General features: G+C 69.3%; 21 protein-coding genes, 1 tRNA gene and 1 riboswitch. Of the genes, 6 read left to right on the top strand and 16 right to left on the bottom strand.

The window, feature by feature from the left end; translation table 11 throughout:
• Positions 1–18 precede the first annotated feature (18 nt).
• Entirely contained in the window at positions 19–2,604 is a 2,586-nt protein-coding gene (locus ABZ345_RS10260; RefSeq protein ID WP_359845090.1) for a BTAD domain-containing putative transcriptional regulator, read from the top strand.
• Positions 2,605–2,676: 72 nt separating this feature from the next.
• Here ABZ345_RS10260 and ABZ345_RS10265 read toward each other — a convergent pair whose 3' ends face one another.
• The 3 genes from ABZ345_RS10265 to yaaA all read right to left on the bottom strand — a co-directional run bounded on the left by ABZ345_RS10265 (position 2,677) and on the right by yaaA (position 6,351).
• Positions 2,677–4,218 carry a DEAD/DEAH box helicase gene (locus tag ABZ345_RS10265; protein ID WP_359845092.1) on the bottom strand — a complete coding sequence of 514 codons (1,542 nt, stop codon included), beginning with the start codon at positions 4,216–4,218 and terminating at the stop codon, positions 2,677–2,679.
• Between the two features lie 234 nt (positions 4,219–4,452).
• A complete protein-coding gene (locus ABZ345_RS10270) occupies positions 4,453–5,361 on the bottom strand; it encodes an RIO1 family regulatory kinase/ATPase (protein ID WP_359845745.1) in 909 nt (302 codons plus the stop codon).
• A gap of 261 nt (positions 5,362–5,622) precedes the next feature.
• On the bottom strand, positions 5,623–6,351 hold the full coding sequence (yaaA, locus tag ABZ345_RS10275; protein ID WP_359845095.1) for a peroxide stress protein YaaA: 729 nt from the start codon (positions 6,349–6,351) through the stop codon (positions 5,623–5,625).
• A gap of 60 nt (positions 6,352–6,411) precedes the next feature.
• Here yaaA and ABZ345_RS10280 point away from each other — a divergent pair, with 60 nt between their 5' ends.
• Positions 6,412–7,737 (top strand): hypothetical protein, encoded by a 1,326-nt coding sequence (locus tag ABZ345_RS10280; RefSeq protein ID WP_359845098.1) that lies wholly within the window; start codon positions 6,412–6,414, stop codon positions 7,735–7,737.
• A 13-nt stretch (positions 7,738–7,750) separates the two neighbouring features.
• Positions 7,751–7,822: transfer RNA gene (locus ABZ345_RS10285), tRNA-Arg, on the top strand.
• Here the strand turns inward: ABZ345_RS10285 and ABZ345_RS10290 are convergent.
• Positions 7,823–8,578, bottom strand: a complete 756-nt coding sequence (locus ABZ345_RS10290; RefSeq protein WP_359845101.1) for a class I SAM-dependent methyltransferase — start codon at positions 8,576–8,578, stop codon at positions 7,823–7,825.
• Between the two features lie 85 nt (positions 8,579–8,663).
• Here ABZ345_RS10290 and ABZ345_RS10295 point away from each other — a divergent pair, with 85 nt between their 5' ends.
• Positions 8,664–8,876 carry a hypothetical protein gene (locus ABZ345_RS10295; RefSeq protein WP_359845104.1) on the top strand — a complete coding sequence of 71 codons (213 nt, stop codon included), beginning with the start codon at positions 8,664–8,666 and terminating at the stop codon, positions 8,874–8,876.
• 785 nt (positions 8,877–9,661) lie between these two features.
• Here the strand turns inward: ABZ345_RS10295 and ABZ345_RS10300 are convergent.
• Positions 9,662–10,021 (bottom strand): VOC family protein, encoded by a 360-nt coding sequence (locus ABZ345_RS10300; protein ID WP_359845107.1) that lies wholly within the window; start codon positions 10,019–10,021, stop codon positions 9,662–9,664.
• 139 nt (positions 10,022–10,160) lie between these two features.
• Here ABZ345_RS10300 and ABZ345_RS10305 point away from each other — a divergent pair, with 139 nt between their 5' ends.
• Positions 10,161–11,903, top strand: coding sequence for a proline--tRNA ligase (locus ABZ345_RS10305; protein ID WP_359845110.1), 1,743 nt, complete (start codon positions 10,161–10,163; stop codon positions 11,901–11,903).
• Positions 11,904–12,288: 385 nt separating this feature from the next.
• A complete protein-coding gene (locus tag ABZ345_RS10310; RefSeq protein WP_359845113.1) occupies positions 12,289–13,515 on the top strand; it encodes an MFS transporter in 1,227 nt (408 codons plus the stop codon).
• On the opposite strand, the gene ABZ345_RS10315 is transcribed toward ABZ345_RS10310, so the two are convergent.
• The 11 genes from ABZ345_RS10315 to ABZ345_RS10365 all read right to left on the bottom strand — a co-directional run bounded on the left by ABZ345_RS10315 (position 13,428) and on the right by ABZ345_RS10365 (position 25,854).
• Complete coding sequence (locus tag ABZ345_RS10315; RefSeq protein ID WP_359845116.1) at positions 13,428–14,291, bottom strand: RICIN domain-containing protein; 864 nt, start codon at positions 14,289–14,291, stop codon at positions 13,428–13,430. The genes ABZ345_RS10310 and ABZ345_RS10315 overlap by 88 nt on opposite strands.
• A 124-nt stretch (positions 14,292–14,415) precedes the next feature.
• Entirely contained in the window at positions 14,416–15,624 is a 1,209-nt protein-coding gene (gene cobA, locus ABZ345_RS10320) for a uroporphyrinogen-III C-methyltransferase (RefSeq protein WP_359845118.1), read from the bottom strand.
• A gap of 51 nt (positions 15,625–15,675) precedes the next feature.
• Positions 15,676–16,389 (bottom strand): PIG-L deacetylase family protein, encoded by a 714-nt coding sequence (locus tag ABZ345_RS10325; RefSeq protein WP_359845121.1) that lies wholly within the window; start codon positions 16,387–16,389, stop codon positions 15,676–15,678.
• A 61-nt stretch (positions 16,390–16,450) separates the two neighbouring features.
• Positions 16,451–17,227: a serine protease gene (locus ABZ345_RS10330; RefSeq protein WP_359845124.1), complete on the bottom strand. Its 777-nt coding sequence runs from the start codon at positions 17,225–17,227 to the stop codon at positions 16,451–16,453.
• Between the two features lie 123 nt (positions 17,228–17,350).
• Positions 17,351–18,724, bottom strand: a complete 1,374-nt coding sequence (locus ABZ345_RS10335) for a M36 family metallopeptidase (protein ID WP_359845127.1) — start codon at positions 18,722–18,724, stop codon at positions 17,351–17,353.
• A gap of 102 nt (positions 18,725–18,826) precedes the next feature.
• A complete protein-coding gene (locus ABZ345_RS10340; protein WP_359845130.1) occupies positions 18,827–20,098 on the bottom strand; it encodes a cobalamin biosynthesis protein in 1,272 nt (423 codons plus the stop codon).
• Positions 20,080–20,901 (bottom strand): hypothetical protein, encoded by an 822-nt coding sequence (locus ABZ345_RS10345; protein WP_359845133.1) that lies wholly within the window; start codon positions 20,899–20,901, stop codon positions 20,080–20,082. The genes ABZ345_RS10340 and ABZ345_RS10345 overlap by 19 nt, the downstream gene beginning before the upstream one ends.
• Positions 20,901–21,920 carry an SAM-dependent methyltransferase gene (locus tag ABZ345_RS10350; RefSeq protein ID WP_359845136.1) on the bottom strand — a complete coding sequence of 340 codons (1,020 nt, stop codon included), beginning with the start codon at positions 21,918–21,920 and terminating at the stop codon, positions 20,901–20,903. Before ABZ345_RS10350 ends, ABZ345_RS10345 begins: the two co-directional genes overlap by 1 nt.
• On the bottom strand, positions 21,917–23,329 hold the full coding sequence (locus tag ABZ345_RS10355) for a cobyrinate a,c-diamide synthase (RefSeq protein ID WP_359845139.1): 1,413 nt from the start codon (positions 23,327–23,329) through the stop codon (positions 21,917–21,919). Before ABZ345_RS10355 ends, ABZ345_RS10350 begins: the two co-directional genes overlap by 4 nt.
• Positions 23,323–23,937: a cob(I)yrinic acid a,c-diamide adenosyltransferase gene (cobO, locus tag ABZ345_RS10360; protein WP_359845142.1), complete on the bottom strand. Its 615-nt coding sequence runs from the start codon at positions 23,935–23,937 to the stop codon at positions 23,323–23,325. The genes ABZ345_RS10355 and cobO overlap by 7 nt, the downstream gene beginning before the upstream one ends.
• 12 nt (positions 23,938–23,949) lie before the next feature.
• Complete coding sequence (locus ABZ345_RS10365; protein WP_359845144.1) at positions 23,950–25,854, bottom strand: putative cobaltochelatase; 1,905 nt, start codon at positions 25,852–25,854, stop codon at positions 23,950–23,952.
• Positions 25,855–25,893: 39 nt separating this feature from the next.
• Positions 25,894–26,030, bottom strand: a riboswitch (cobalamin riboswitch).
• Between the last annotated feature and the right edge of the window lie 11 nt (positions 26,031–26,041).

A 26,041-nucleotide genomic window follows, 5' to 3' on the forward strand; every position in this document is an offset into this window, starting at 1 on the left:
CTAATGGAGGCCAGAACCATGCGATTCCACCTGCTGGGCTCACTGGAAGTCCTCGACGACGACATGCCCGTGCCACTGGGCGGCGTCAAGCAGCGCGCGGCTCTGGGTTTCCTCCTGCTGCACGCCAACCGCGTCGTGGCAACGAGCAAGCTGCTCCAGGCGCTGTGGCCGCGGGACGTCCCGCCCACCGCGCGCAAGATGCTCCAGAACGCGGTCTCCGGACTGCGTGGTGTTCTCACCCCACACGGCAGCCCTGAGGGATCCGGCCCGGAAGGATCGGGCCCAGACGGATCCGCACTGCTGCTGACCCACGCGCCGGGATACCTGCTGCGCGTGGACCCCGACTCCCTCGACCTGTCGCGCTTCCAGCAGCTCACTGAACAGGGTCGAGGTGAACTGTCCTCGGGCAACTGGCCCGCAGCCGCGAAGGTGCTCCGCAAGGCACTGAGCTTGTGGCGCGGCCCGGTGCTCGCGGATCTTGCGGAGACCGGCATCAACTGGCCGGAGCTGACCGCCATCAAGGACTGGCGGCTGGCGACGCAGGAGGACTGCTTCGAATCGGAGCTCGCCTGCGGAAGGCACTACGAGATCATCGGCGAACTGGAGTCGTTGATCGAGGTCGAGCCGTATCGCGAACGACTCAACGGGCAGCTGATGCTCGCTCTGTACCGGTGTGGCCGGCAGGTGGACGCCCTGAGCGTCTACCGCCGCACGAGGGCGGCGTTGGTGGAGGAACTCGGTCTCGAGCCGGGACGCGAGCTCCAGGAGCTGGAGCGCGCCATTCTCGACCACGCCCCCGCACTGGACCTGCCGCCGTCGGTGCAACGCAGGCACCTGCTCGCCGTCGGTCAGTCTTCTCCCGCTCTTCCCGTTCCCGCCCCGGCTCCTGTGGTGATCACGCCGCCTGTGGTGGAGCCCGCCGCGGCGGACGTGACGATCGTGGAGCGCAAGCTCGTCAGCGTCGTGATGGTGTCCGCCCAGCTCGGTCTCGCGGCCGGGGACGGCGATCCCGAGGACGTCGATGAGGTGCACCAGGAAGTCGCTGCTGTTGTGCGCGCTGAGGTTTCGCGTCTCGGTGGCGTCGTCGGAGGCAACGTCGGCTCCGTGTTCCTGGCTCTGTTCGGTGTGCCGCGCACGTCGGAGGACGACGCCGACCGCGCCGTGCGTGCAGCGTTGGCGATCCGCGACCGGTTGAGCTCCGTCGCAGACGTGCAGGTCGGCGTGACCACGGGCGACGCTCTGGTCCGCCTGCCTGGTTCCGGCACTCCTTCAGCCTCGGGCGTGCTGCTCGACCAGTGCCGCCAGCTCATGGCGCTCGCACCGCTGGGCGCCGTCCGTGCCTGCACCACGACCCGTGACGCCGGCCCTTCCGTGACGTGGGCCGCCGACCCGGCCCCCACCGGTGGCTGGCAAGCGGTCTCGTGCGTCTGTCCACGTGGCGCGACCCGCCGCACTCAGGCTTCGGTGCCGCTCGTCGAACGCGAACGTGAACTCTTTGTGCTGCAAGGACTTCTGGACGAGGTCCGGGACCGTCGCCGGCCGCACTTCGTGACGGTGCTCGGCGAGGCGGGCGTGGGCAAGACCCGCCTGGTGAACGAGCTGACTCCTTCGTGTGCCACCGCTTTGCGCGGCACCGCCACGGCGTTCGGCGACGACCACGGCTACGGCCCGCTCTCCGACGTCGTGCAGGGCTTCTCCTCCCCCGAGGCCCTGCACGACGCGCTCACCTCACTGGTCGGCGCCGGCGACCTCGCGGATCGGCTGCACTCGAGCCTGGCGGGCCTGGCCTCGGGCTCTCCTGACGTCTCCGCTGACTTCCCGGCCTGGCGGCGTTTCCTGGAGGAGATCGCCGACTCCGGTCCGCTGGTCGTCTTCCTGGAGGACGTGCACTGGGCCAACGACGTCGTGCTCGACTTCGTTGAGGAGCTGAGCGAACACGCAGGCTCGGTGCCGTTGCTCGTGATCGCGACCGCGCGGCCTGAGTTGCTGCAGCGCCGTCCGTCCTGGTTCGGCGGCAAGCGCAACGCCACCACCATCAGCCTGGAACCGTTGTCGCACAACGGAACCCGCAGCCTGTTGAACTCGCTGCTGGGAACCCGCGAGCTGTCCGCGGAACTGTGGCAGGCGCTGGTCTCGTGCGTCGGCGGCAACCCGTTGTTCGCCACCGAGTACGCCAGGATGGTGGCCGACCCGCGGATGCCGTGCGTGCACAACGATGGCGCGCTGCCGGTTCCGCCGCCGGTGCGCAGCGTGATCACGGCTCAGCTGGACTCGTTGCCGTTCCCGGTGAAATCGGTTCTGGGCGACGCCGCCGTCGTGGGCGACCTCGTCTCCCCCGGTGCGGTGGCGGCGACCGGTCAGCATGACCTCGGCGACGTGTCCAAGGCGCTGGAACTGTTGGAACAACGGGACTTCCTGCGCCGTCAGGGCCGCAACAGCGAGACGGGCGAGATCGAGTACGGCTTCCGCCACGGCCTGGTTCGCGATGTCGTGGCCGACCAACTGCCCCGTGCGGTGCGGTCGGAGAAGCAGGAACGGGCAGCGGCCTGGTTCGCCGAGCCCGCGCTGGACCTGATGCCGTTCATGGACCGCCGGGCGGGCTGATCCGCCGCAGACGGCGAAGGCCGCCTCCCCCGACGCGGGAGAGGCGGCCTTCAACCGTGCTTGGGCGCTGTATCAGTGCTGCGGAGCTGCCCGGCGCGGACGACCGGTGCCACCCGCCGGCCGGCCGAACGAACGGCCGCCCTCGGAGCGGTCCGGCCGACGCGGGCCGCTGCGGAACTCGCCGCCTTCCGAACGACGACCGGAGCCGCCGCGGTACTCGCCACGACCACCGGCGGCCGGGGCACCGAACCGGCGACCGCCACCGCCACTGCGACGGGCCGGCTTCTCCCGTTCGATGATCGGCTCACCGCTCGGGATGCGAGCACCCGTGATGCGGATCAGGTCGTCGTCGCCGGGGCGCACCTTCGTGCTCTCCGGACGGATGCCCGCGCGAGCGGCCATGCCCTGGACGGCGCGACGCTGGTCGTGCGTGACCAGCGTGACGACCGTGCCGGACTGGCCGGCGCGAGCCGTACGACCGGCGCGGTGCAGGTAGTCCTTCGGGTCGGCCGGCGGGTCGACGTGCACGACGAGCGAGACGTCGTCCACGTGGATGCCGCGCGCGGCCACGTCGGTCGCGATCAGGACCGGCGTGGTGCCCTCGCGGAACTCGCCGAGCACGCGGGTGCGGGCGCTCTGCGCCTTGCCGCCGTGCAGGGCTCCCGCGTGGACACCGACGGAGCGGAGCTTCTTGGCGAGGCGGTCGACGTGGTGCTTGGTGCGCACGAACATGATCGTGCGGCCCTCGCGCGCGGCCACCTCGGTCACCACGTTCTGCTTGTCCTCAGCGGACACGAACAGCAGGTGGTGGTCCATCGTCGTGACGCTCGCGGTGGCCGGGGCCACCGAGTGCGTCACCGGGCTGTGCAGGTACTGGCGGACCAGCTTGTCCACGTCGCCGTCGAGCGTCGCGGAGAACAGCAGGCGCTGCCCGTCCTGCGGGGTGAGGTCGAGGATCGCGCGGACCTGGGGCATGAAGCCCATGTCCGCCATCTGGTCGGCCTCGTCCAGCGCGGTGATCTCGACCGAGCCGAGGTCGCAGGTGCCCTGACGGACGTGGTCGGACAGCCGGCCCGGCGTGGCGATCAGCAGGTCGACGCCGCGGCGCAGGTGCTCGATCTGACGCGGGAACGACGTGCCGCCGACGATGACGCGGCACCACAGGCCCAGCGAGCGGGCGTGCGGCATGAGCGCCGTCTCCACCTGCATCGCGAGCTCGCGGGTCGGGACGAGGATCAAGCCGCGCGGCTTGTTCGGCAGGGTGCGGCCGCCCGCGAGACGGGTCAGCATCGCGAGACCGAACGCCAGCGTCTTGCCGGAGCCGGTCTGACCGCGGCCGAGGATGTCGCGGCCTGCCATGGAGTCGGGAAGGGTGGCCGCCTGGATCGGGAACGGCTCGGTGATTTCGTTGGCGACGAGCGACTTGATCAGCGCGTCAGCCAAGCCGAGCTCGGCGAACGAGGGCAGCGGGCCTTCCGGCAGCGTGCTCTCGAAGACCTCGGCGACGATCGGCTCCTCGACCCGCTGCTGCGGACGCGAGGAGTTGCCCTGGCGACCCGAGCGGCGCCGCGGTGCCCTGCGGCTGTTGGAGCGCTCGGAACGACCTTCGGACATTGATGGCAAAACAAACCTCCGGGACATGGCACGTCTCGAGGCTGCCCCGCGCGCTACCGCGGTGCCGATCACAAGGACGGGCCCGGCGTGATGGTCACGCCGCTGATGAGTGGGTGGAAACACCGGTCAACGGCCGTCAAGCCTTCATCGGTGTACAGCACAGTCTAGCTGATCAATGACCACACCTTGCGCGCCCGGCAGTGTCGTTGGACACGGCCGGACGCGCAACGTGGGTCACGCCATACCGGCCACGTCCAGCAGCGTCGCCACCAGCGCGGACGGGTCGGCGATCTCCGGCGGGAGGCCGCGCGAGGCGAACCAGCCGGTGATGTTGCGGACGTCGCGGTCGAGGAACTCCGCGCCGCGAGGGTTCGCGACGAGGTCGACCACCTGCGGCAGGTCGATCATGATCAGCTTGCCCTCGTGGACCATCAGGTTGTACGACGACAGGTCGCCGTGGGTGAGGCCCGCCTCTGCGAGCGTCATCAACGTGCCGACCAGCTGACGCCACAGGTCGAGCAGCTCGTCCTCGCCGGGACGGGTCTGCGCGAGCCGCGGCGCCGCGTTGCCCTCGTCGTCACCGATGAACTCCAGCAACAGCTCGGTGCCGCTGCGCTGCACCGGGTACGGCACTGGTGCGCCGAGCTGCCACAGCTGGGCGAGCGCGCGGAACTCCGCGACCGCCCACTGCTCCGCGATCAGGTTGCGCCCGAACGCGGTGCGGTTCTGGATGGCCCGCAGCTCGCGGGACTTCTTCATCCGCCGGCCTTCCAGATATCCCGCGTCGCGGTGGAACATCCGGTGGTCGTTGCTGCGGTAGCGCTTGGCGGCGAGCAGGCACGCCTTCTCGCCCATCGCGCGTTCCAGCAGGAAGACGTCCGCCTCCTTGCCGGTCTTCACGATGCCCAGCTCTCGGTCCACCGCGGCCAGCTCGGTGATGAGCCAGCCGGGGTGCGGCTTGGGGCCCTGGTCGGCGTCGCCCCAGGTGGACCAGCGGTCGCCGTCCTCAGGAGTGTCCGCCGTGCTGAGCTGGTCCTCGCGCAGTCGTGCGACCCGAAGTTTCTCTTCTTCGGTCATGCGGCCGCGACGCGTGGGCTCCGCGTCGGCGGCGTTCTTGTTGGTGCGCTTTCCCTTGCGCCGCATGGTTTCGTCGGCGCCATCGAAAGCAGACTCGTAGCGTTCGTAAAGATCGTGCTCGCGCACGGTGGGGTCTCCTGGATGATGAAGGTGACCGCCCCACTGGCGCTCTGCGATCAGACGGTGCTGATCAGGCGCGAAGGGCGGAGGGACGGGTCCTGCGGCCACGTCCGAAGACAGGCTCTGACATGTCGCACCTCCTCGTTCCTCACGCCGAACTTCGGCTGCGGTGAAGCTTGCCCGGTCGCTCACGGGCCCGCAACCGAATTAATCCGTGATCAGGTCCGCGGTCTTCTCGCCGGTCGGCACGATCTTGAGCCCGGCCTTCCGCGCGACCTTGACCAGGCCTTTCAGGTCGCCCGGCTCGGTGCTGGTGGTCACGATGGCGCGGGCGAGCAGGCCCTTGTGCGCCTTGTTGAAGTGGCTGACGATCTTGCCCTCGCTCGTGATCACCCGGACCACGACGGCGTGCGGGATCCTCGCGAGGCTCGAGTACGCGCCCGAACGCAGGTCGACGACGAACTCGTCCGCGTCCTTGAAGACCGGCTCCAGCACCGGCTTCCACACCGTGCGCAGGCTGCCGTGCGACGGGAGCGTGCTGCCGCCGGACAACCGGTACGCGGGCACCGGGTCGCCGCCGCGGATCGCCCCGAACAGCGCCGACGCGACCGCCAGCCGCTGGTAGGCACGTTCCTTCTCGGCCTTCTTGAGGGTGCCGAAGGCCAGGTTGTCGTAGAGGACGCCGGTGTAGCGCAGCAGCGCGGGCGTGGTCTCCGACGTGCGCAGCGCCGCGTTGCGCTCGATCTCGTCCAGCTGACGCTCGGAGATGTCGAGCGCCTTCAGGCTCGCCGGAACGTCGTTCGCCAGGTCCTCCAGCGCGGACACGAGCTTGTCCCGCACGGGGTTGAGCTCCGGGAACGACAACGCGTCGAGATCGAGCGGCGCACCCTCGCCGCCGATCGCCTTGGTCTCCGACGGGGGAAGCAGCACCAGCACGGTTCGCAAGCGTAGGGCAACGGCGGAAAACCGCTGGACCTGCGTGGTGCTCTGGACGACGTGGACGCCTTGGACCGCCTGTACGACTCGCTCGACGCACGGCCGCGCCCGGAGGACGTGGCCACCCTCGTGCTGGACGCGCTTCCGTCGCTGACGGATCACGAGCGCGAGATCGTCCTCGATGCGACGACGCACACTTGGCGCTGGCATGGCTTCTCCTGGATGAGTGACGACTTCGACCGCCCGGTGGGTGCCGCACGCCAGGTCGCCGCTACCCGCTTCCTGTTCGGTGTGGACGGAGGTGTAGTCGACGTGGACGATCCGATCTCGGTCCTGGAGTTCGCCGCAGTGGTCGGCTCCGAGATCAACTGGGACCCGGCGCGCACCGACTTCCTCACCGACCGGCTGAACCGCGAGGCCCGCGCGTCGGCGGGCATCGACCTGCCGAAGCGCCAGTACAACCGCCGGTTCCGCATGCTGCGCCGCCTCTCCGCCAAGGCGTCGCGAATGGAGCGCGCGCGGAAGAGACGCGGCACGACGCTGTTCGCGGCGGCCGGATTCGCCGGCGCGATCGACCGCGACCAGTTCCTCGCCGACCCGGACGCGGCCTGCTTCATCGCCTACTTCACCGCACTCCGCAAGCTGCGCCGCGAGTTCGTCCTGGGGTCCCGCGTGAACCCGTTCGACCTGGTGGCGCACGTGCTCTTCGCACGCTGCACCGCCCGCGGCGGCACCGACTGGCCGATGATCGCGCTGGCCTGCCCGACCCCGGACGTCCTGCAGCGCCTGCGCCCCGAGCAACTCGGCTCGTTGCTCGGCCGGTGGTCCGCGGCGACCAGGGCGGTCGCGACGTCCCTGGCCGCGCTGTGGCAGTCGTCGTCGATCGACAAGGCGACCATGACCGTGCAGCACGGCGTCGACTCGTCGACCTGGAACACCCTCGCCGACACCTACAACGCCGCCCGCACCGGCTGGATCGCCTGCCTGCACGCCGCCGGCCTGACGTCGCTGATCGACGACGCGTGGCCTGGCAAGGTCATGCGCGTGATGCCCGCCGACCTGGCCGAGTGGCACCGGAACCCGGGCGGTGGCCCGCACCCGGACATCTCGGTGTGGTCACGCCTGCCGTTGCCATGGGAAGTGCTCGACGGCACCGTTGGATGCTCACGCGCCGAGGTGGAAGCAGCGTGCCGTGAGCACCGCGTGGAGCCCGAGAAGTCCGGCTGGACGGTCCCCCGCACGCGCCGCGCGATCGCACCCGGCCGGCCGACTCCGGAACTCGTGCACGGCATCGCCGTGTCCGATCCGTTGTGGGCCATGGCGTTGCGGCGCGCGCACGCGTTGGCGCAGACCGAGGTAATCGGTGGACAGGACGCCCTCGACTGAGGAGTCTGTGCGAGAACACGTAGCTCAGTGGTAGAGCGCCCGGCAGCGAGTCGGGGGGACGCCGGTTCGAGCCCGGTCGTGTTCTCTACGGTGCCTGCAGCGTCAGGTACGCGAGGCCCATGGTGGCGCGCCACCCGCGCAGGCGCCACCCGCGCTGCCGGTCAGCCTTCGCCCTGATGTCGCCGGCGTGCTCCGAGTCCGGGTTGTCGCGCAGCCAGCGTTCCCACGCCAGCGCGTGCCCGTTCTCGAACACGTCCCACTCGTCGAGGCTCGCCTGTTCCGCCGCGATCAGCCGGTACCCGTGCTCGTGCGCGAAATCCACCAGGCCGGCGAGCGTGCGGTACTGGTCACGCGGGACCGGCATCGCGCCGAGCTGCTCGTCGGTCGGCTCACGCTCCCAGAAGCCCTCACCCAGCAACAGCCGCCCTCCCGGGTTGAGCAGCTTCCTCGCCGCCACGAGCGCGTTCTCCGTGTGCCGCAACGGGTCTCCGCCCCACACCTGAGTGGCGCCGTTGACGATCACGACGTCGGCCGGCTTCTCGGGTTGCCACTGCTGGACATCAGTCACGTGCAGGCTGACCCTCGTCGCGAGGCCCCGGGCTTCCGCATTGGCTTGCGCATGAGCGATCGCCGTGGCGTCCCGGTCGACACCCGTGCCGGTGGCGGTGGGCGCGGCTTCGAGCGTGCGGAGCAGGAACTCCGCCCACCCGCACCCGACGTCGATCACGTGGCTTCCGTCGAGCGGCTGCAACCCGCGGATCAGGCGGGCGGCCCGTTCTTCGGACAGCGGTCCGTGGAACGTCACGTCCTCGTGCAGCGGGGTGATCTCTGGTGTCGTCATCGCCCGTAGGATGGCGTCGGCCGCCGGTTCGTGGCAACGCGTTATTCGGTTGTTGGGTCCATCACCTCCCCGTAGCTTCGGTTTCGTGGAACTCGTGTGGCGCCCGCTCACCAGAGCGGACTTCCCTGCGGTGACGGCGTTGTGCGCCGCCGCCGAGGCTGCCGACGACACCGGCGAACATCTGTCCGAAGAGGACTTCGCCCAGTCGTTCGGCCAGACGGAGGTGGTACTGGGCGAGTCACTCGCCCAGGTCCCGGCTCCTCACGAGATCGCGCCGTTCTCCGCTGTCTACGCCTGAGAAGAACGCTTCGGGTCAACGCGGCGTTCGGCCGGCGCTGCTGAGCTGAACGCCAGCGCGGAGACCCCGTCGGCGTTGTCGACCCGAAGGCTCAAGGCTGCGCTGACCTGTGAGGGTCCGGGAGCACAGGCTGGACGGCCCGGTGGCGCTGAGATCCCGAGGGCCCATGGGATGCGCTGTGCCATGAGGGCTCGGGAGGACACGCTGGCCGACCCGGTGGCGCTGAGGTCCCGAGGGCCCATGGGATGCGCTATGCCATGAGGGCTCGAGAGGACACGCTGGACGACCCAGTGGCGCTGAAGTCCCGAAGGCTCATGGGGTGCGCTGTGCCATGAGGGCTCGGGAGGACGCGCCGGCGCGACGCTGGGGCGTTGGTTCTGAGGGCTCGCGGGAATGCGCAACGTCACGAAGGCTCAGAAGGTCACGCCGTGCGGCGTGGGGCCGGCTCGGCCGCGGCCTGGGTGCAGCCGTGCAGGGCCGGCGGCGGTGGCCGGGTCGTGCCGGGGTTCGGCTCGGGTGCGCGGTCCGGACGTGGTCGCGCCTGGTCTGCCGAGGTGCGGTGGCCTGTGCGTGCGCCTGGCGTGGGCTGCTGGGTCCGGTGCTGTCGCGTTGTGCCGAGCCGGGTGCTGGTCAAGTGGTCAAGGGCGGCTCCAGAGCGGTTGGTGGTGGGCCGAGGTGGCGGTGATCAGCCGCTGTCCCGGCCCGGTGCACGACCAGTGGTGTGTCTCGCCGGTCTTGTTTCGCGCCCAGCAGGGCACCTCGCGGTGTCCCGCCAGGCCACACCACTAGAGCGACTCGCCTGCCTGGCCGATGCAGAACTGGTTGCCGTCCGGGTCGGCGAGGACCGACCAGACGAGGCCGGGGATGCTGTGCACGGCCACCTCGGTGGCGCCCAGCTCCGTCAGCCTGGCGACCTCGGCCTTGCGGTCGGGCACGTGCGTGTCGAAGTGCACGCGGTTCTTGCCCGGCGTGGCGTCCGGCACCTGCTGGAAGGCCACGGCCGGACCGGTCTCGGAGGGCGGCGCGAGGACGATGAACTCGCCCCAGTCGTTCTGGATCGTCGTGTCCAGCGCGGCCGCCCAGAACTCGGCGAGCTTGCGGGCGTCGCCCGTGTCGAAGGTGATCATGTCGATGCTCATGGCCATGGGAGGGACGCTACTCATGGGGTCTGACAATTTTGGTTTGCCCAGGTCATGACCCATGACAGCCAGATCTGTACCGCTCAAATCCGTCGGCAGCCCAACCAGTAGGCTGCTCCAACAGCCCGAACGAGGAGTACCCACCGTGATCACCAGGATGTCGTCGCTGTTCCTCCGCACGCTTCGCGAGGACCCGGCCGACGCCGAAGTGCCCAGCCACAAGCTGCTGGTGCGCGCCGGCTACGTCCGCCGCGTCGCTCCGGGCGGGTACTCCTGGCTGCCGCTGGGTCTGCGCGTCCTGCGCAACATCGAGGCCGTCGTCCGCGAGGAGATGGACGCGTTCGGCGCGCAGGAGATCCAGTTCCCCGCCCTGCTGCCCAAGGAGCCCTACGAGGCGACCAACCGGTGGGAGGAGTACGGGCCCAACATCTTCCGGCTCAAGGACCGCAAGGGCGCCGACTACCTGCTCGGCCCCACCCACGAGGAGCTGTTCACGCTCACCGTGAAGGGCGAGTACAGCTCGTACAAGGACTACCCGGTCACGCTGTACCAGATCCAGACCAAGTACCGCGACGAGGCGCGTCCCCGTGCGGGCATCCTGCGCGGCCGCGAGTTCCTGATGAAGGACTCGTACTCGTTCGACCTGACCGACGAGGGCCTGAGCAAGTCCTACCAGGACCACCGCGACGCCTACATCCGCATCTTCGACCGGCTCGGCCTGGAGTACGTGGTCGTGTCGGCGACGTCCGGCGCGATGGGCGGCTCGGCGTCCGAGGAGTTCCTGGCCGTCGCCGAGACCGGTGAGGACACCTTCGTCCGCAGCACCGAATCCGGCTACGCGGCGAACGTCGAGGCCGTCACCACCCCGCCCCCGCCCGCCCAGTCGATCGACGACAAGCCCGCCGCGGCCGTGCACCACACGCCGAACACGCCCACCATCGAGTCGCTGGTCGACTTCCTCAACGCCAACACCGACCGCAAGTTCACCGCGGCGGACACGCTGAAGAACGTCCTGGTGAAGCTCAAGCACCCCGGCAAGGACTGGGAGCTGCTCGCCGTGGCCGTCCCCGGCGACCGCGAGGTGGACTTCAAGCGCCTCGAGGCGGCCCTCGAGCCCGCCGAGGTCGCGATGCTGGAAGAAGCCGACTTCGCCAAGAACACGTTCCTGGTCAAGGGTTACATCGGACCGGGCGCGCTGCAGGCGAACGGCGTCCGCTTCCTGGCCGACCCCCGCGTGGTCACCGGCACCGCGTGGGTGACCGGCGCTGACAAAGCCGACCACCACGTGGTCGACCTCGTGGCGGGCCGCGACTTCACGCCCGACGGCGTAATCGACGTAGCCGAGGTCCGCGAGGGCGACCCGTCCCCCGACGGCCAGGGCGTGCTCGTCGCCGCGCGCGGCATCGAGATCGGCCACATCTTCCAGCTGGGCCGCAAGTACGCCAACGCGTTCTCGCTGGACGCGCTCGGCCCGGACTCCAAGCCGGTCCGCATCACGATGGGTTCGTACGGCATCGGCGTCTCGCGTCTCGTGGCGGCGATCGCCGAGCAGTCGCACGACGAGCGCGGCCTGATCTGGCCTAGGAACGTCGCGCCCGCCGACGTGCACATCGTCATCGCGGGCAAGGACGAAACGCTCACCGCGGCGGGCGAGGACTTCGCGGCGCAGCTCAGTGCCAAGGGCCTCAAGGTCCTGCTGGACGACCGCAAGGCGAGCCCGGGCGTGAAGTTCGCGGACGCCGAGCTCGTCGGTATTCCCACGATCCTGGTGATCGGGCGCGGGCTGGCCAACGGTGTCGTCGAGGTCAAGGACCGCAAGTCCGGTGACCGCGTAGAGGTTGCAGTCGCGGAGGCCGTCGACCACCTCGTGAACGTCGTCAACAGCTGACTCACGCGTTGAGCAACGCCCGGCCGGGACTCCTGGCCGGGCGTTCGTCATCTGCGGAGCAAGTAACGGCGATGGCGAAGCCGAGCCCCCAAGCGATGGCGAAGCCGAGCAGTTCTTAAGGCATACAAATCCGGTGGGGTGGGTCCCGTCACCGCAACCAACAACGCAACAGGCAGCCGCCCCAAGCAACAGGCGTGCCATCAACCCGCGTGCGGCGCTGGTGGGTCTTTGATCAGATTGGCGGGGGCCTGGGGGCGGGGCCTCCCAGGAAGCAGCCGCCGGATCACTACGGAACACGCCCACCTACGAACAACAAACCGGCACCCGCCAACGCAACCGGGGGACGACCAACGGAACCGGCGCGCCCGAACACATAAGCTGCGGCATGGGGCGGAACTGGTACCTGCTGTGGACCAGCAGCGCAATCTCAGCACTAGGCGACGGCATCTTCCTCGCCGCACTCCCCCTACTAGCCGCAACACAAACCCAAGACCCAAAACTGATCGCAGGAGTCAGCTTCTTCGGCGCCCTCCCCTGGCTGCTCACAGCACTGCCCGCCGGCGCAGCCACCGATCGCTACGACAGCCGACGCCTTCTCCTCACAGCCCTGTGGATCCAGTGCGCACTCATGACCGTCCTGGCCACCTTCCACAGCACGCACATCGCATTCCTGTACGGCATGGCATTCCTGATCGGCACCGCGGAGACCGTGCCAAGGGCCGTAGGGCAGCCGCTGATCAAGGCGACCGTGGAGAACCACCTGCTGGAAAGGGCAAACGGCAGACTCTTCGCCTCACAAGCGGTAGCCCTGCAGTTCGCGGGCCCACCACTGGGCGGCCTACTGTTCGCCATAGCGGTACCGGCCCCGTTTTGGGTCAACGCACTGACGTTCGCGATTGCGGCAGTGCTGGTCACCACGATGCGCACGGAACGGCAGCCAAGAAAAGCCAAGCAGCGAGTTGTGGAAGGGCTGCGGTGGCTGGCGAGGCACAAGGCGTTGCGGGTGGTCACGGTCGTGTCCGCGACAACGAACCTGTGCATCGCGATGACCATGGCGACGCTGGTGTTGTTCGCGAATCACCGACTAGGCCTGACGAACGCGGGGTTCGGTGCGTTCCTCGCGACGCTGGCGTGTGGCGGGGTCGCGGGCGGGCTGCTTGCCGAGAGGATCCTTGCCAGGTGGCGCCACGCGGTCCCGACCACGGTGGTGCTGATTCCGTTGGCGTGGCTGGGGATTGCCACCGTGGCGCACGACCTGAAGACGGTGGCGGCGTTTGCGGTGGTGAGCTCGTTCTGCACCGCGGTCTGGGGCGTGGCCACGGCGGCACTGAGGCAACGAGCCGTACCCACGGAACTGCTGGGCCGCGTCAGCAGCGCGCAGACCCTGATCACCTGGGGTGTTCAGCCTGTCGGCGCGCTGCTGGGCGGGTTCATCGCGGACAGGTTCGGACTGCTGGCCCCGTGGTACGTCGCGATCACGCTCCGCACCACGGTCGGCCTGGTCAGCCTGAAGCCGCTACGTGCTCACTTCTTGGCAGCTGCCTTGAAGTCCCACTTGGCCACGTCACCGGAGCACGACGCCGCAGTGACCTTGCCCGAAGCGTCCCGGTAGCACTTGGTGTTGTACTGCATGTCCGAGATCGTCTTGTTCGGGTTGATGGACCACTGCTGAGCCGGGCCGCCGTCACACTTCTTCAGCAGCACCTTGCCCGAGGACAACGTGGTGCACTGCTGCGGCGAACCCTGCTCCATGAACGCACCGTGGAACTTGAACTGCTGGTTGGCAGCACCGGTACAAGTAGCCGTCGTCAACTGCGACCCGGACGAACCACCCTGCAGGCACTTGCCGGTCGACACGTTCTTGTACTCGCCGTTGGTGGTCTTGGGCTTGGCGCCGCCGTAGCACTCGCCGGTCTGGGTGTTGAAGATCGGCGTGGAGTCGACGGTGAGGTTGGACGGCGGGTTCAGGATGGTTTCTTCCATCACGGGCTTGCCGTCGTCGTGGTAGTTGGTCAGGGCGTCTTCGCAGTCGATGGCGTTCATGGCGTTGCCGCCCTTGCCGCCCACCCAGGCGTCGAAGTGCCACAGCTTCGGGCCGCCGTTGGGGCCGTTGCCGTTCCAGTCCTGCTCACAGGAGGAGCAGGAGTCCTCCATGATGAAGTACTTCTTCACGCGCGGGAAATAGATCTTCGTGCCCGGCTTGGCTTCCTTGCTGGACGTGGCGAACGTGATCGGGTCGGTCCAGGTTCCCTTGCCGCCGGCCGTCTCGTGGATCTTCGGGTAGGCGATGTCGCCACCGGGCGGCGTGTTGTCGTACCAGCCGTAGAAGGTCCAGAAGACCTGTTGGGGGGCGGCGCTCGCGGGTGACGAAGCGAACAAACCGGACATCATGAGCAAGATACCTGCCGCCACTGACAGGGCGCGTTTCATGCATGCCTCCGCAAGAACCGGTGGACTGGGGCGGCGTGAATGCAGAGTCCACCGGCCGGGCGGTTTTTGTAAAGAAACTTATCTAACTATTTGCGGAAGCAATGTTCGCTACCGGGCCCACGACGATGATCGCCGGCGGGCGGACCTCCCAGCGCTTCACGTCGGCGCCCAGGGAGTCCAAAGTGGACCGGTAGACGCGCTGGGAAGCTGTGGCGCCTTCCTGGATCACGGCCACCGGGGTGGAAGCGGGACGGCCCTCCATGAGAGCGGAAGCGAAGGCACCGGCGCGTTCTACGGCCATCATCAGCACGACGGTGCCCTGCAGGCGTGCGATCGCGGGCCAGTCCACGAGAGAGCGCGGGTCGTCCGGGGCCACGTGACCGGACACCACCACTACCTCGTGCGCCACGCCTCGGTGCGTCACTGGCACACCGGCCAATGCGGGCACACCGAACGCTGACGTCACGCCTGGCACCACGGTCACGGAGATGCCGGCCTCGGCGCATGCCAGCAGTTCCTCGAAGCCGCGCCCGAAGACGTACGGATCGCCGCCCTTCAGCCGGACGACGAACTTGCCCTCCTTGGCGCGGTCGATCAGCGTCTGGTTGATGAACTCCTGCGTGGCGGCACGGCCGTAGGGAATCTTCGCGGCGTCTACGACCTCTACGTGCGCCGGCAGTTCCTCCAGCAGCTCCCGCGGAGCCAGCCGATCAGCGACGACCACGTCCGCGTGGGCCAGCAAACGCTTGCCCTTCACGGTGATCAGCTCGGGATCGCCGGGGCCGCCACCCACCAGGGCGACGCCGGACGGCTTGGAAGTCTGATCCGCGATTCGACCGTCGCGCAAGGCCGCTACCAGTCCGTCGCGAACGGAAGCCGAGCGACGGTGCTCGCCGCCCGCCAGCACACCGAGTACGAGGCCATCGTGCGTGCCTACGGCCGGAGTGACGGCCGTGCCCTCGACGGCGATGTCCGCGCGCACGCAGAACACACGCGACGACGAAGCCTCATCGCCGATCTGCGTGTTGACCTCGACGTTGGACGTGCAGGCCACCACGTACCACGCGCCTTCGACGTCACCAGGCTGGAAGCGGCGCTGGTGCCACGTCAGCTCCCCCGCGTCGACCATGCCCTGGACGGCGGGCGTGACGGACGGCGACACGAGTTCGACGGCGGCGCCGGACGCGATCAGGCGAGGCAGGCGGCGCTGGGCGACCGTGCCTCCGCCGACCACGAGGACGCGCCGGCCCCGGAGATCGAGCCCGGCCAGGTAGTGCTGTTCAAACGGCATGAGTAGAAGCATCCACACCGGACACGCCGTGTCCAGCCGAAGGGAACATGGTCACAGGCTCAGCAGCTCGAAAGAGGTAGCGAGAACGCCGCCGAACCGCTGCCCCACGGCCTCCGCCGAACGGCGCAGGAACGGCTCCGGCTCGGCCATGTCCCCACCCAGCGCAGCCAGATACGCCTTGTGCTCGCGTAGGGATGCCACCGAAGCGTCGAACGAGTCGGTGATGTCCACGGCGTGCGTTGCCAACGGTGAGGACGCCGCCGCCACGTACTTGACGCCATTCCACGGCTCAAGGCCCAGGTCCTGGAACACCCACCGGTTGCCGGCATCGCGCACGGCGTCCACGGCTGCACGGCCGACCGCGATGTGGTCCGCCTGGTTCCACCCGCCACTGGGCCAGGTGTCGCGGAAGTTGCTGACGATCACGAACTCGGGCCTGTGCCGCCGGATCGCCGCCGCGATGTCGCGCCGCAACGGCACGCCGTACTCGATGACTCCGTCCGGGTGGTCCAGGAACTCGACGACCGAGACACCCACCGCCGCGCAGGACGCGATCTGCTCCTCGACCCGCACCGGCCCGCAGATCGACGGCTCCATCGTGTCGATGCCCGCCTCGCCACGGCTCGCGAGCAAGTACGCGATGTTCTTGCCCTGGGCGGTCCAACGCGCGATGGCGCCCGCACCGCCGTACTCCATGTCATCGGGGTGAGCGACGACGACCAGCGCGCTCGACCAGTCCTCCGGCACAGCTTCCAGATCAGCCATGAAGGCAGCATACGACTGCGCACCGAGTCCATTGTGGACTCGGTGCGCAGTCGTACCGGAACTAGAGCTGGGCGGTGATGGCCGAGTAATAGGGCGCGATCCGGCCGTACACGCCGGGGTAGCCCGCACCCGCACATCCGCGACCCCACGAGGTGTCACCGATGAGCTTGCCACCGAACACCAGCGGGCCACCGGAGTCGCCCTGACAGGTGTCCACGCCACCCTGCGGGAAGCCGGCGCACACCATCGAGGTGTTGCTGTACTGCGGGTACGCGGTCTTGCAGGTCGCGTCCGAGGTCAGCGGCACGTTGGCCTTCAGCAGGTACCGGGAGGCCGAGCCGCCGGAGGACGTGGTGCCCCAGCCGAGGATCAGCGCGGAGTTGCCCGCCGCGTACAGGGCGGTGTCGGCCGGGGTGGCGAGCGGCAGGGTGGCCGAGTTGATGTTGCGGTCCAGCGTCAGCACGGCGACGTCGTAGCCAGCGGTCGCGGTGGTGTAGCTCGGGTGAACCCAGATCTTGGTGACGTTCGCGGTGGTGCCCGCGGTGCTCTGCTTGTCGTCACGGCCGTGGACGACGCGCGTGCTGGCGGGCGTGCGGCCCTTCACGCAGTGCCCGGCGGTGACGACCTTGTTGGCCTTCACCAGCGTGCCACCGCAGAACTGGCCGCCAGAGGAGGAGGCGAGGAAGACGACCCACGGGTACGTCGAGGTGCTTGCGCGCGTACCGCCGACGATCATTGGCGACACATCGCCGGCGTTCGCTGCCGGTGCGGTGAAGAAGATGCTCGCGAGAGCGGTGACCACGACGGACACAATCAGGCGACGCAGGGTTTTCGCCATGTTGCCAGTCCTTCCCGATGACGCTGTGTGTGCACGGTGTCGAGCGGCGGCACACACAGCGTCACGGGCGGAGATTCGGCGGCATAACCGCCATTAGTCGTACATGTCCGACTTCACAGTTGACTACTTGATGATTCCGCGCGCTTTGAACGCCGACGTGACCGCAGCGGCGTCCGCGTCACCGTAGAGCTTCTGGGCCGTCGCCACCGTGGCGTTCGCAGCCGCCGTGAAGCTGGTCGACGGCGAGTAGGAGAACTGCGCCTCCAGCACGATCTTCGCCGACTTCTCCCGGCCGAACTTCTTGTAGATGTCGAACAGCGCACGCGACCAGATCTCGCCGTCGTCGTGCACTTCGCCGGTCTTGTCCGCGATCGTCTTGTTGGTGTCCGTACGACGAATGCAGTGCGGCGTCGTGGTCGTGTATGACGTCGAGTCCCAGTCCATGACGCACGCGTACGGGGTGGTCGCCGTGTCCTTCGAGTCGCGCGAGGCCATGATCATCGCCCACCAGTCACCGAAGCCCTCACCGATCGCGCCGCCCTCGTCGGACGAGCCGAAGCCCGGGACCTGGGCGTCCTGGATCGCGTGGCCGAGCTCGTGCCACACCACCTCGAGGTCCTCGGCGTCGTCCACGCCGCCGGTGCCGAACGTGATCAGGTCCTTGCTCGGGGTGTAGTACGAGTTGTCGGCGGTCTCGCCGAGGGTGGTGATCTTCTGAGCCTCGTTGTTGATGTTGGTGAAGCCGAGGCTCTGGATGTACTTCTGCGCCTCCGTCACGCCCCAGTAGACGTTGACCTGCTCGAAGAAGGGGTTGTGGCGCGTGTACTCGAACTTGTTGTTCTTGTTGTACGCCAGCTTGCTCTTCGCACCGGTCAGCTGCGCGTACTTGCCCTTGAGGTAGCCGGAACCGTCCAGATCGGACAAGGTGACCGACTTGTAGGCGGCGGCGGGAACGGCCGAGTCGGCGTCGTTGTTGTCCTTGAGGCTCTCGTTCTGCTGCGACACCACGGGGTTCGGGCTGAACACCTTGCCGGTGCCCTCGGCGAACTTGACCAGGCTCTCGGTCTTCACGACGGCACCGGTCTCCGCGTGCACCAGCGTGCGCTTGAGCTCCTTGCCCTCGCCCGAGGTCACCTCGTAGACGAGACCCGCTCCCGGCAACACCTTCAGCTCTGCCCCTTGAGGCGCACCGGCGGACTTGGTCTTCGCGTCCTCCGCGGTGACGGCGGGCGTGACGTCGACCGAACCAACGGCGAGACGGCCGTCGTCCACGGTCTTCACGCCAGTCGCCTTGTCGACGTGCTCAACGTAGTAGGCGCCCAGCACGGGTTTTCCGTCGAAGGTCTGCTCGTACCAGGTGTGCGTGGCGGTCAGCGAATCCTTGACGGTCAGCAGCCGCAGACCTTCTTGGGGAGCCGCGGCCTGGGCGTTGACGGTCAGCAGGGACAGGACGACGCCGGCGGTGCAGGCGACAGCGACGAGACGACGCGATCTCATGTCGGTCTCCAGTGCTTCGGGCCCAAGGCAGGGGAGGGCCGTGTGCATGGCGACGCTAATCAAGAAAACTTGAACAGAGACCCTACGAAAGAAGGAAAAACATCAGCGTTCCCACACTCCGGGAACAACAATTACGTCGGCTTCGACCGGATTGTCCAGCGTTGGTCCGGTTCCGAAAGCGATGAACGCGACCGCCGCACCGTGCGCGGCCAAGTCACCCGCACCCTCGTGACGGACCTCCGTGCCGGACCGCAGAATGGGCGAGACCGCGTCGATCGCCTCGGGCGTTCCGACCACGATCGAAGCCCGCCGGATCTCCGCCTCCGCACGCGGCGTGCGTTCCTCGGCGGCACCCGGACCGAGGCCGACCAACGCCAGCCGGCCACGCGGCAGCACCCGTGCCGCGGCCACGGTCACGTTGTCCCGCTTGAACTTCTCGGCCGCCATCTCGATCGGCGCGCCGTGCCCGAGGGTCTGCGCGCCCCGCAACGCCGCCGCCTCCGCCACGCTCGCCGTGCCCATCGAGTTGCGCACCACGGAGCTCGGGTTCGGCACCCCGATCCCGGCCAGCTCCTCGGTCGGGAACGTCAGCAGCTCGGCCGTGTCGCCGTGCCAGAAACCCCAGTCCTCCACGGCATCCACGATGCCGGGCTCGTCCGCTTTGGCGTCCGCGGTCGCAAATGCCTTGATGGCACGCAGATCCAGGCCGCCCTGCGCGTCCAATTCAGACAACGCCGCGCCCACGCTCGTGGCCGACGCACCGCGCGTCGAGCCCACACCGACGACGAGCGTGCGCGGGATGATCCGCAGCACGTTGGCCTTGGTCCCGGCAGCCCGGTCGTCGATGACGATCATCCAGCTGGCGTCCTCACCCGCCGCGATCACGTTGGGCGGCAGCGCGGGCAACGGGAAGCCCAGCGGGTTGCGCAGCACGACCTTCTCGCCCGCCTCGAGGGCGGCGGTGCAGGCCTCGACGTCGCCGTCCGCGGTCGCGTCGAGCTGCTCGACGAGCTCGTCCAGCACCGAGTCGACCGACGGTCCGCCGGTCACGACGGCGGTGCGGTTGAGCAGGTCGGCGACGTGGCGGGCGAACACGTCGGCGTCACCGGCCAGTGCCACCACGAAATGCGCGTCCACGCACACGACGGCGGGGTCGGATCGCCTGTCCCGCAACAAAGGCGCGATCAACCGGACCGCGGAACCCGCGTCCAGGAACAGAACCGCGGCCCCGAGCCGCGACCACAGCTGCCGCACGGCGGGCTTGACCGAACCGTCCGGCACGACCGCGTCCGCGCCCAGCAGACCGGCGAGGTCAGCGGCGTCACCGCGCTGAGCCGGACCGGCGAACACACCGATCACTTCTTGCTTCCCCACAGCACGGTCACCGGGACCGCCGGAGCGAAACCCGAGTCGAGCAGGCGGGAGGCGGTCCAGTGCACGCCCTCCACCTCGTATCCGGCGGCCTGCAACGCGTCACGGGCGGGCACGATCTCGTCCACGCTCTCGGTCACGACGACCACGCGCCGTGCGCTGACGGCCGCGCACGCCTTGACCTCGGGCAGCCGGCCGCGGCCGACGAACACCGCGTCCGGACGGGGCAACGACGCCGTGTCCAGTTCGGCTTCTTCGACACGGACATCGACGCCGTGCGCCGCGGCGTTCGCGATGATGCGCACGCACTGCACGGGATCCGGCTCGACCGCGAGCACCGCGGCACCCAGCCGCGCGCACTCCACGGCCACCGCGCCGGAACCGGCCAGAACGTCCCACACCAGCACGCCGGGACGCGGGGCGAGCCGGGCCAGCACGAACGCGCGGACCTCGGCTCCGAGGACGTGCGTGCGGCTGGCGAACGAGTCGTCCGGCAGCGCCCAGCCGTCGTTCGACTGGAGAAGCTCGTTGTCCGCCAAGCACAACACCGCGTCGGGCGCCGTCCAGCGACGAGTCACCGCGTCGCGCGGGTCCACAGTGGTCAGCTCGCCGGAGTCCGACACCGTCAGCGTGCGGCGCCAGCCCGCGAGGCCAGCGGCGATCTCGGCGGGACCGATGCCGTCGGTCAGCTCGACGATCACGGCGGAGCGGGCGCGGCACACGTTCAGCGCGGGACGCAGCCCGTCCGCCGCGTCAACGATCTCGACGGGGCGACCGGCTGCCTCTCGCAGCTTCTCGAGCGACATCAGTTGGCGGACCGCTTGGGCTTACGGGCAACCGGCTTCTTCTTCGCGGTCGCCGTCGAGGCACGGACCGTCGGCGGCTTCGGCTTCTCCGCCGCGACGACGGTCAGCTTCGGCTTGGGAGCAGGCTCCTCGGCCGGCTTGCGCACCGACTGCTGTATTTCCTCGACCGCCGTCCACGCCGGATTCGGCTCGGTCACGGCGGCGCCGGGCACAGGCTCGTCGGTGCGCGTCGAGATGCGCGTGGCGGCACGGCGCGACCACCGCGTCGGGCGGGCGGCGCGAATCGGCTCGTCCACCGACGTCGTCGCAGACGTGGAGACACGGCGCGTCGGCGCCTTCACCGCGGCACCGACGAGGAACAGCGTCGGCCGGTACAGCTTGTGCTTCTTCACGACCGACTCGAGGTCGCCGACCGTGGTGTGCACGACCAGCTCGTCGGCCTGGCTCACCTTGTACGCGACGACGACCGGGGTCTGCTCGGAGTAGCCGCCCTCCAGCAGCTTCTCGACGAACTGACCGGTGCGCGCGCCCGAGACCGTGGCGGCCATCGTGGTCTGCAACGCAGCGAACTCGACGACCAGCTCGCTGCTCTCCGGCGAGATCAGCACGGTCGACGACGCCTCGGTCAGCGTGATCTCGCGGCCGATCTTGGCGGCCGCGGCGGCGACCACGGACACGCCCGGCACGACCTCGACGTCGAGGCCGAGACGCACGCACAGGTCGTGCTGCTCCTGCACACCACCACCGGTCGCGGCGTCGCCCGCGTGCAGACGGACGACCGTCTGGCGTGACGCGGCCGCACGGCGGTAGAGGTCCGTGATCTCCTCGGGCGTGACGCGCGAGAAGTCGACGAGCTCGGCGTCGGCGCGGGCGTGCTCGCGGACGCACTCGGCGTCCACCGCCGCGGGAGCCCAGATGACGACGTCGGCTTCCGCGATGCGGCGCGCGCCTCGGAGAGTGATGAGGTCGGCGGCACCCGGACCGGCACCGACGAAGGAAACCCGACCGGTCGTCGTCACGACAGCTCCACAGGGGTTCGGACTTTGGCTTGAGCGAAGACCGTACCGTCTGCCACTCCGGCCACGAACGGGTGGCAGGCCCGCACGAACCGGGCTACGGCTTCCGGATCACCGGCGGGGTGCGTGTGGAGGTACGACGCGTGCACTCCCCCGGCCACGAAACCCTCTGCGACGGGCCGGGAGTCGACGCCGCGCCAGTGCCACGCGGGCGGGGTCGAGTGCGGTGTGGACAGCTGCGTCCGGTGGAACTCGTGGCCGGTCACGCGGCTGCCGGGCGGGTGCAGCGGTGAGCTCGCCGCCGCGACGGCGTCCCGGTAGCCCAAGGTCAGCTTCGAGGTCATGACCCCCTCGGCGTCGAGCACGCCGCACATCGGGTGCCCGTCGAGCGATCTCGCGAGGTACAGCAGGCCTCCGCACTCGGCGTGCACAGGCGCACCCGATCGAGCGAACCGCGCGACGGCCCCGCGCAACTTTGCGTTGGCTGACAAAGCTTCCGCGTGCTGCTCCGGGAAACCGCCGGGCAGCACGAGGCCCGCGGTGCCCTCCGGAAGATCTTCGTCGTTGAGCGGATCGACGACGGCCACCGCCGCGCCCGCCGCTCTGAGCACCTCGACGTGTTCCGCGTAGCCGAACGTGAAAGCCGCTCCGCCCGCGACCGCGACCAGCGGCTCGTCCGCGACCGGTTCGACCTTCGGTTCCCACGCCGCGACGGCCATCGCGGGCACCGACGACGCGAGTCTCCGCACCGCGTCGAGGTCGACGTGCTGGGCGACCGCGGCGGCGATCGCGTCCACGGCCCGCACCGCCTCCGAGCCGTGCTCCGCAGCCGTGACGAGGCCCAGATGCCTTGAGGGCAAAGAGAACTGGGGATCTCTCGGCAACACGCCGAGCACGTCCAGACCGACCTCGTCGCACGCGGATCTGAGGACCTGCTCGTGGCGTTCCGAACCGACCTGGTTGAGGATCACGCCGCCGAGCCGGACCGTCGGGTCGTAGCCGCGGAAGCCGTGCAGCAGCGCCGCCAGTGACCGGCTTTGGCCTCGCGCGTCCACCACGAACAGCACCGGGGCGTTGATCAGCTTGGCGACGTGCGCGGTCGAGCCGACGCCCGCGGTGTCGACGCGACCGTCGAACAGGCCCATGACGCCTTCGACGACCGCGATGTCGCAGCCCTTGGACCCGTGCGCGAACAGACCCGGGATCCGCTGTTCTCCGACGAGGACCGGGTCGAGGTTGCGGCCCGGCCGGTTGGTGGCCAGCGAGTGGTAGCCGGGGTCGATGTAGTCGGGGCCGACCTTGAACGGCGCGACCCGCGACCCGGCGCGGCGCAGCGCGGCCATGAGGCCCGTCGCGACCGTGGTCTTGCCGCTGCCCGAGGCCGGGGCCGCGACGACCAGCCTGTTCACCACTCGATCCCCCGCTGGCCCTTCTGCCCGGCGTCCATCGGGTGCTTGACCTTGGTCATCTCCACCACGAGGTCGGCGGCGGCGATCAACTTCTCGGGCGCGTACCGACCGGTGATCACGACGTGCTGGTGGCCGGGACGGTTGGCCAGCGCGTCCACCACCTCGTCCACGTCGATCCAGCCCCAGTGCAGCGGGTAGGTGAACTCGTCGAGGACGTAGAAGCCGTGCCGTTCCGAACGAAGGCGGCGGGCGATCTCCTCCCAGCCTTCCTTCGCGGCCGCGGCGTGGTCGTCCTCGGTGCCCTGCTTGCGGGTCCAGGACCAGCCCTCGCCCATCTTGTGCCACTCGACGGCGCCGCCCTCGCCGGTCTCGTCGTGCAGCCTGCCGAGCGCCTTGAACGCGGACTCCTCGCCGACCTTCCACTTGGCGGACTTCACGAACTGGAACACGCCGATGTCCCAGCCCTGGTTCCAGCCGCGCAACGCCATGCCGAACGCCGACGTCGACTTCCCCTTCATCTCACCGGTGTGCAGCATGAGCAGCGGCCGGTTGCGACGCTGCCGCGTCGTCAGGCCGTCCTTCGGCACCTCGGTGGGCTGTCCCTGTGGCACTTGGGTTTCTCCTTACGCGGCGCGGACTACGCCGGCGAGGTGGTCGGCGCTGAGCTGGTCGAGGCGGACGCAGGCGCCCTTCAGGGCCTCGGCGATCTTCTGGGCGAGCCCCAGGCGGATGTGGCCCTGTTCGCAGTCGACGACGACCACCGCGGTCTGTTCGAGCAGCCCGGCCGCTTTGAGCGCGTCCTTGGTCGGATCGCCGCCGAGTCCGGACGACGTGGCTCGGCCGTCGGTCAGCAGCACCACCAGCGGGCGCTTCTGCGGTTCCCTGAGCCGTTCGATCTCGAGGATCTTGTGGGTCTTGAGGATGCCGTCGGCCAGCGGGGTCCGGCCACCGGTGCGCATCTTCTTGAGACGGGTCGCGGCGGCGTCCACGGAAGTCGTTGGGGGCAAAGCGACTTCGGCGCTGCTGCCGCGGAACGTGATCACGCCGACCTTGTCGCGGCGCTGGTAGGCGTCGCGGAGCAGCGAGACGACCGCGCCGCTCACCGCAGACATGCGCTGGCGTGCGGCCATCGAGCCCGAGGCGTCGACCACGAACAGGATGAGGTTGGACTCCTTGCCCTCTCGCACCGCCTTGCGCAGGTCTGACGCGGCGAGGATGAGACCGGGGCTGGTGCGGCCGCGTTCGTGCTGGTGCGGCGCGGCGTTCAGGAGCGTGTCGACGAGGTGCAGGCCACTGCCGTCCACTTTGGACGAACGGACGATCCTGCCGGTGCGGGCGCGGGCCCTGGAACGCTTGCCCGGCGCGCCTTCTCCGACGCCGGGGACTTCCAGGAGCCTCGCCTTGAACGCCGGAGCGGGTTCCGGAGCCGGACGGTCGTTGGGCGCGTTCCCGTTGCCCTGGGGGCCTTCCTGCGGTTCGGGCAGCTCGCCGCCGCCGGGACCGTCGTCGTCGGGGCCGTCGCCGGGTTCCTCGGCGTGCTCGGCTGCCTCGCGCATGGCGTCCTCGAGCTGCTGCTCCTCGATGCCGGGCTCGTCGAACGGGTCGCGCCGGCGCCGGTGCGGCAGGGCGAGCCGCACGGCGGCCTCGACGTCCTGCTCCTCGACCTCGTCGGCGCCCCGCCAGGCCGCGTGGGCGGTGGCGGTGCGGGCGACGACGAGGTCCGCGCGCATGCCGTCGACCTCGAAAGCCGCGCAGACAGCGGCGATCCTGCGCACCTCACCGTCCGGAAGGGACACACGGGGCAGCTTGGCCCGCGCGTCGATGATCTGCTGCTTGAGCTGGGCGTCGTGGTGCGCCCAGAAGGAGGTGAACGACCCGGGGTCGTTCTCGTAGCCGAGCCGGCGCTTGATCACCTCGTACCGGGTGGCCACGTCCCGCGACGCCTTGACCGAGACCGTGAGCCCGAACCGGTCGAGCAGCTGAGGCCGGAGCTCGCCCTCCTCGGGGTTCATCGTGCCGACCAGAAGGAACTGGGACGGGTGCGACACCGAGACGCCTTCGCGTTCCACGTGCGCACGGCCCATCGCGGCGGCGTCGAGCAACAGGTCGACGAGGTGGTCGTGCAGCAGGTTGACCTCGTCGACGTAGAGCACGCCCCGGTGCGCGGTGGCGAGCAGACCCGGCTGGAACGCCCGCACGCCCTCGGTCAGGGCCTTCTCCAGGTCGAGCGAGCCGACCAGGCGGTCCTCGGTGGCGCCGACCGGCAGTTCGACGAGCTTGGCTGGCCGTCGTTCGCTGCCTTCGTGGGGCGCGTCGGGGCAGTCGGTGCTGCCGGGAACGCACCCGAAGCGACAGTTCCGCGAGACGTCCAGCTCCGGGAGGAGTGCGGCCAGGGCACGCACGATGGTCGACTTCGCGGTCCCCTTCTCGCCGCGGACGAGAACGCCGCCGATGCCGGGGTGCACGGCGTTCAGCAGCAGGGCGAGCCGGAGATCGTCATGTCCGACGACGGCCGAAAAGGGGTACATGCTCGGCGAAGTCCTTCCTCGGGTGTCCACGCCCGTGGCCGGTTGATCGAAGAGGGGGTCGAGTTCCTGACTCCCGGTCTCTCCAGGACCGGTCACAGTCGCGGGACGGCGCCGGATTCGCACCGGCTTCCTCGCACTCCCCTCACAGCCCCGGCATCGTCGCATTTCGCACCTGCGGGACCAACAG

This window comes from Lentzea sp. NPDC005914, assembly GCF_040629405.1.
Lineage (GTDB): Bacteria > Actinomycetota > Actinomycetes > Mycobacteriales > Pseudonocardiaceae > Lentzea.

Excerpts from the sequence above, each read along its gene's own strand:
- ABZ345_RS10260 (WP_359845090.1), top strand. The coding sequence starts at position 19 with ATGCGATTCCACCTGCTGGGCTCACTGGAAGTCCTCGACGACGACATG.
- ABZ345_RS10265 (WP_359845092.1), bottom strand. The coding sequence starts at position 4,218 with ATGTCCGAAGGTCGTTCCGAGCGCTCCAACAGCCGCAGGGCACCGCGG.
- ABZ345_RS10270 (WP_359845745.1), bottom strand. The coding sequence starts at position 5,361 with ATGCGGCGCAAGGGAAAGCGCACCAACAAGAACGCCGCCGACGCGGAG.
- ABZ345_RS10290 (WP_359845101.1), bottom strand. The coding sequence starts at position 8,578 with ATGACGACACCAGAGATCACCCCGCTGCACGAGGACGTGACGTTCCAC.
- ABZ345_RS10300 (WP_359845107.1), bottom strand. The coding sequence starts at position 10,021 with ATGGCCATGAGCATCGACATGATCACCTTCGACACGGGCGACGCCCGC.
- ABZ345_RS10310 (WP_359845113.1), top strand. The coding sequence starts at position 12,289 with ATGGGGCGGAACTGGTACCTGCTGTGGACCAGCAGCGCAATCTCAGCA.
- ABZ345_RS10315 (WP_359845116.1), bottom strand. The coding sequence starts at position 14,291 with ATGTCCGGTTTGTTCGCTTCGTCACCCGCGAGCGCCGCCCCCCAACAG.
- cobA (WP_359845118.1), bottom strand. The coding sequence starts at position 15,624 with ATGCCGTTTGAACAGCACTACCTGGCCGGGCTCGATCTCCGGGGCCGG.
- ABZ345_RS10325 (WP_359845121.1), bottom strand. The coding sequence starts at position 16,389 with ATGGCTGATCTGGAAGCTGTGCCGGAGGACTGGTCGAGCGCGCTGGTC.
- ABZ345_RS10330 (WP_359845124.1), bottom strand. The coding sequence starts at position 17,227 with ATGGCGAAAACCCTGCGTCGCCTGATTGTGTCCGTCGTGGTCACCGCT.
- ABZ345_RS10335 (WP_359845127.1), bottom strand. The coding sequence starts at position 18,724 with ATGAGATCGCGTCGTCTCGTCGCTGTCGCCTGCACCGCCGGCGTCGTC.
- ABZ345_RS10345 (WP_359845133.1), bottom strand. The coding sequence starts at position 20,901 with ATGTCGCTCGAGAAGCTGCGAGAGGCAGCCGGTCGCCCCGTCGAGATC.
- ABZ345_RS10365 (WP_359845144.1), bottom strand. The coding sequence starts at position 25,854 with ATGTACCCCTTTTCGGCCGTCGTCGGACATGACGATCTCCGGCTCGCC.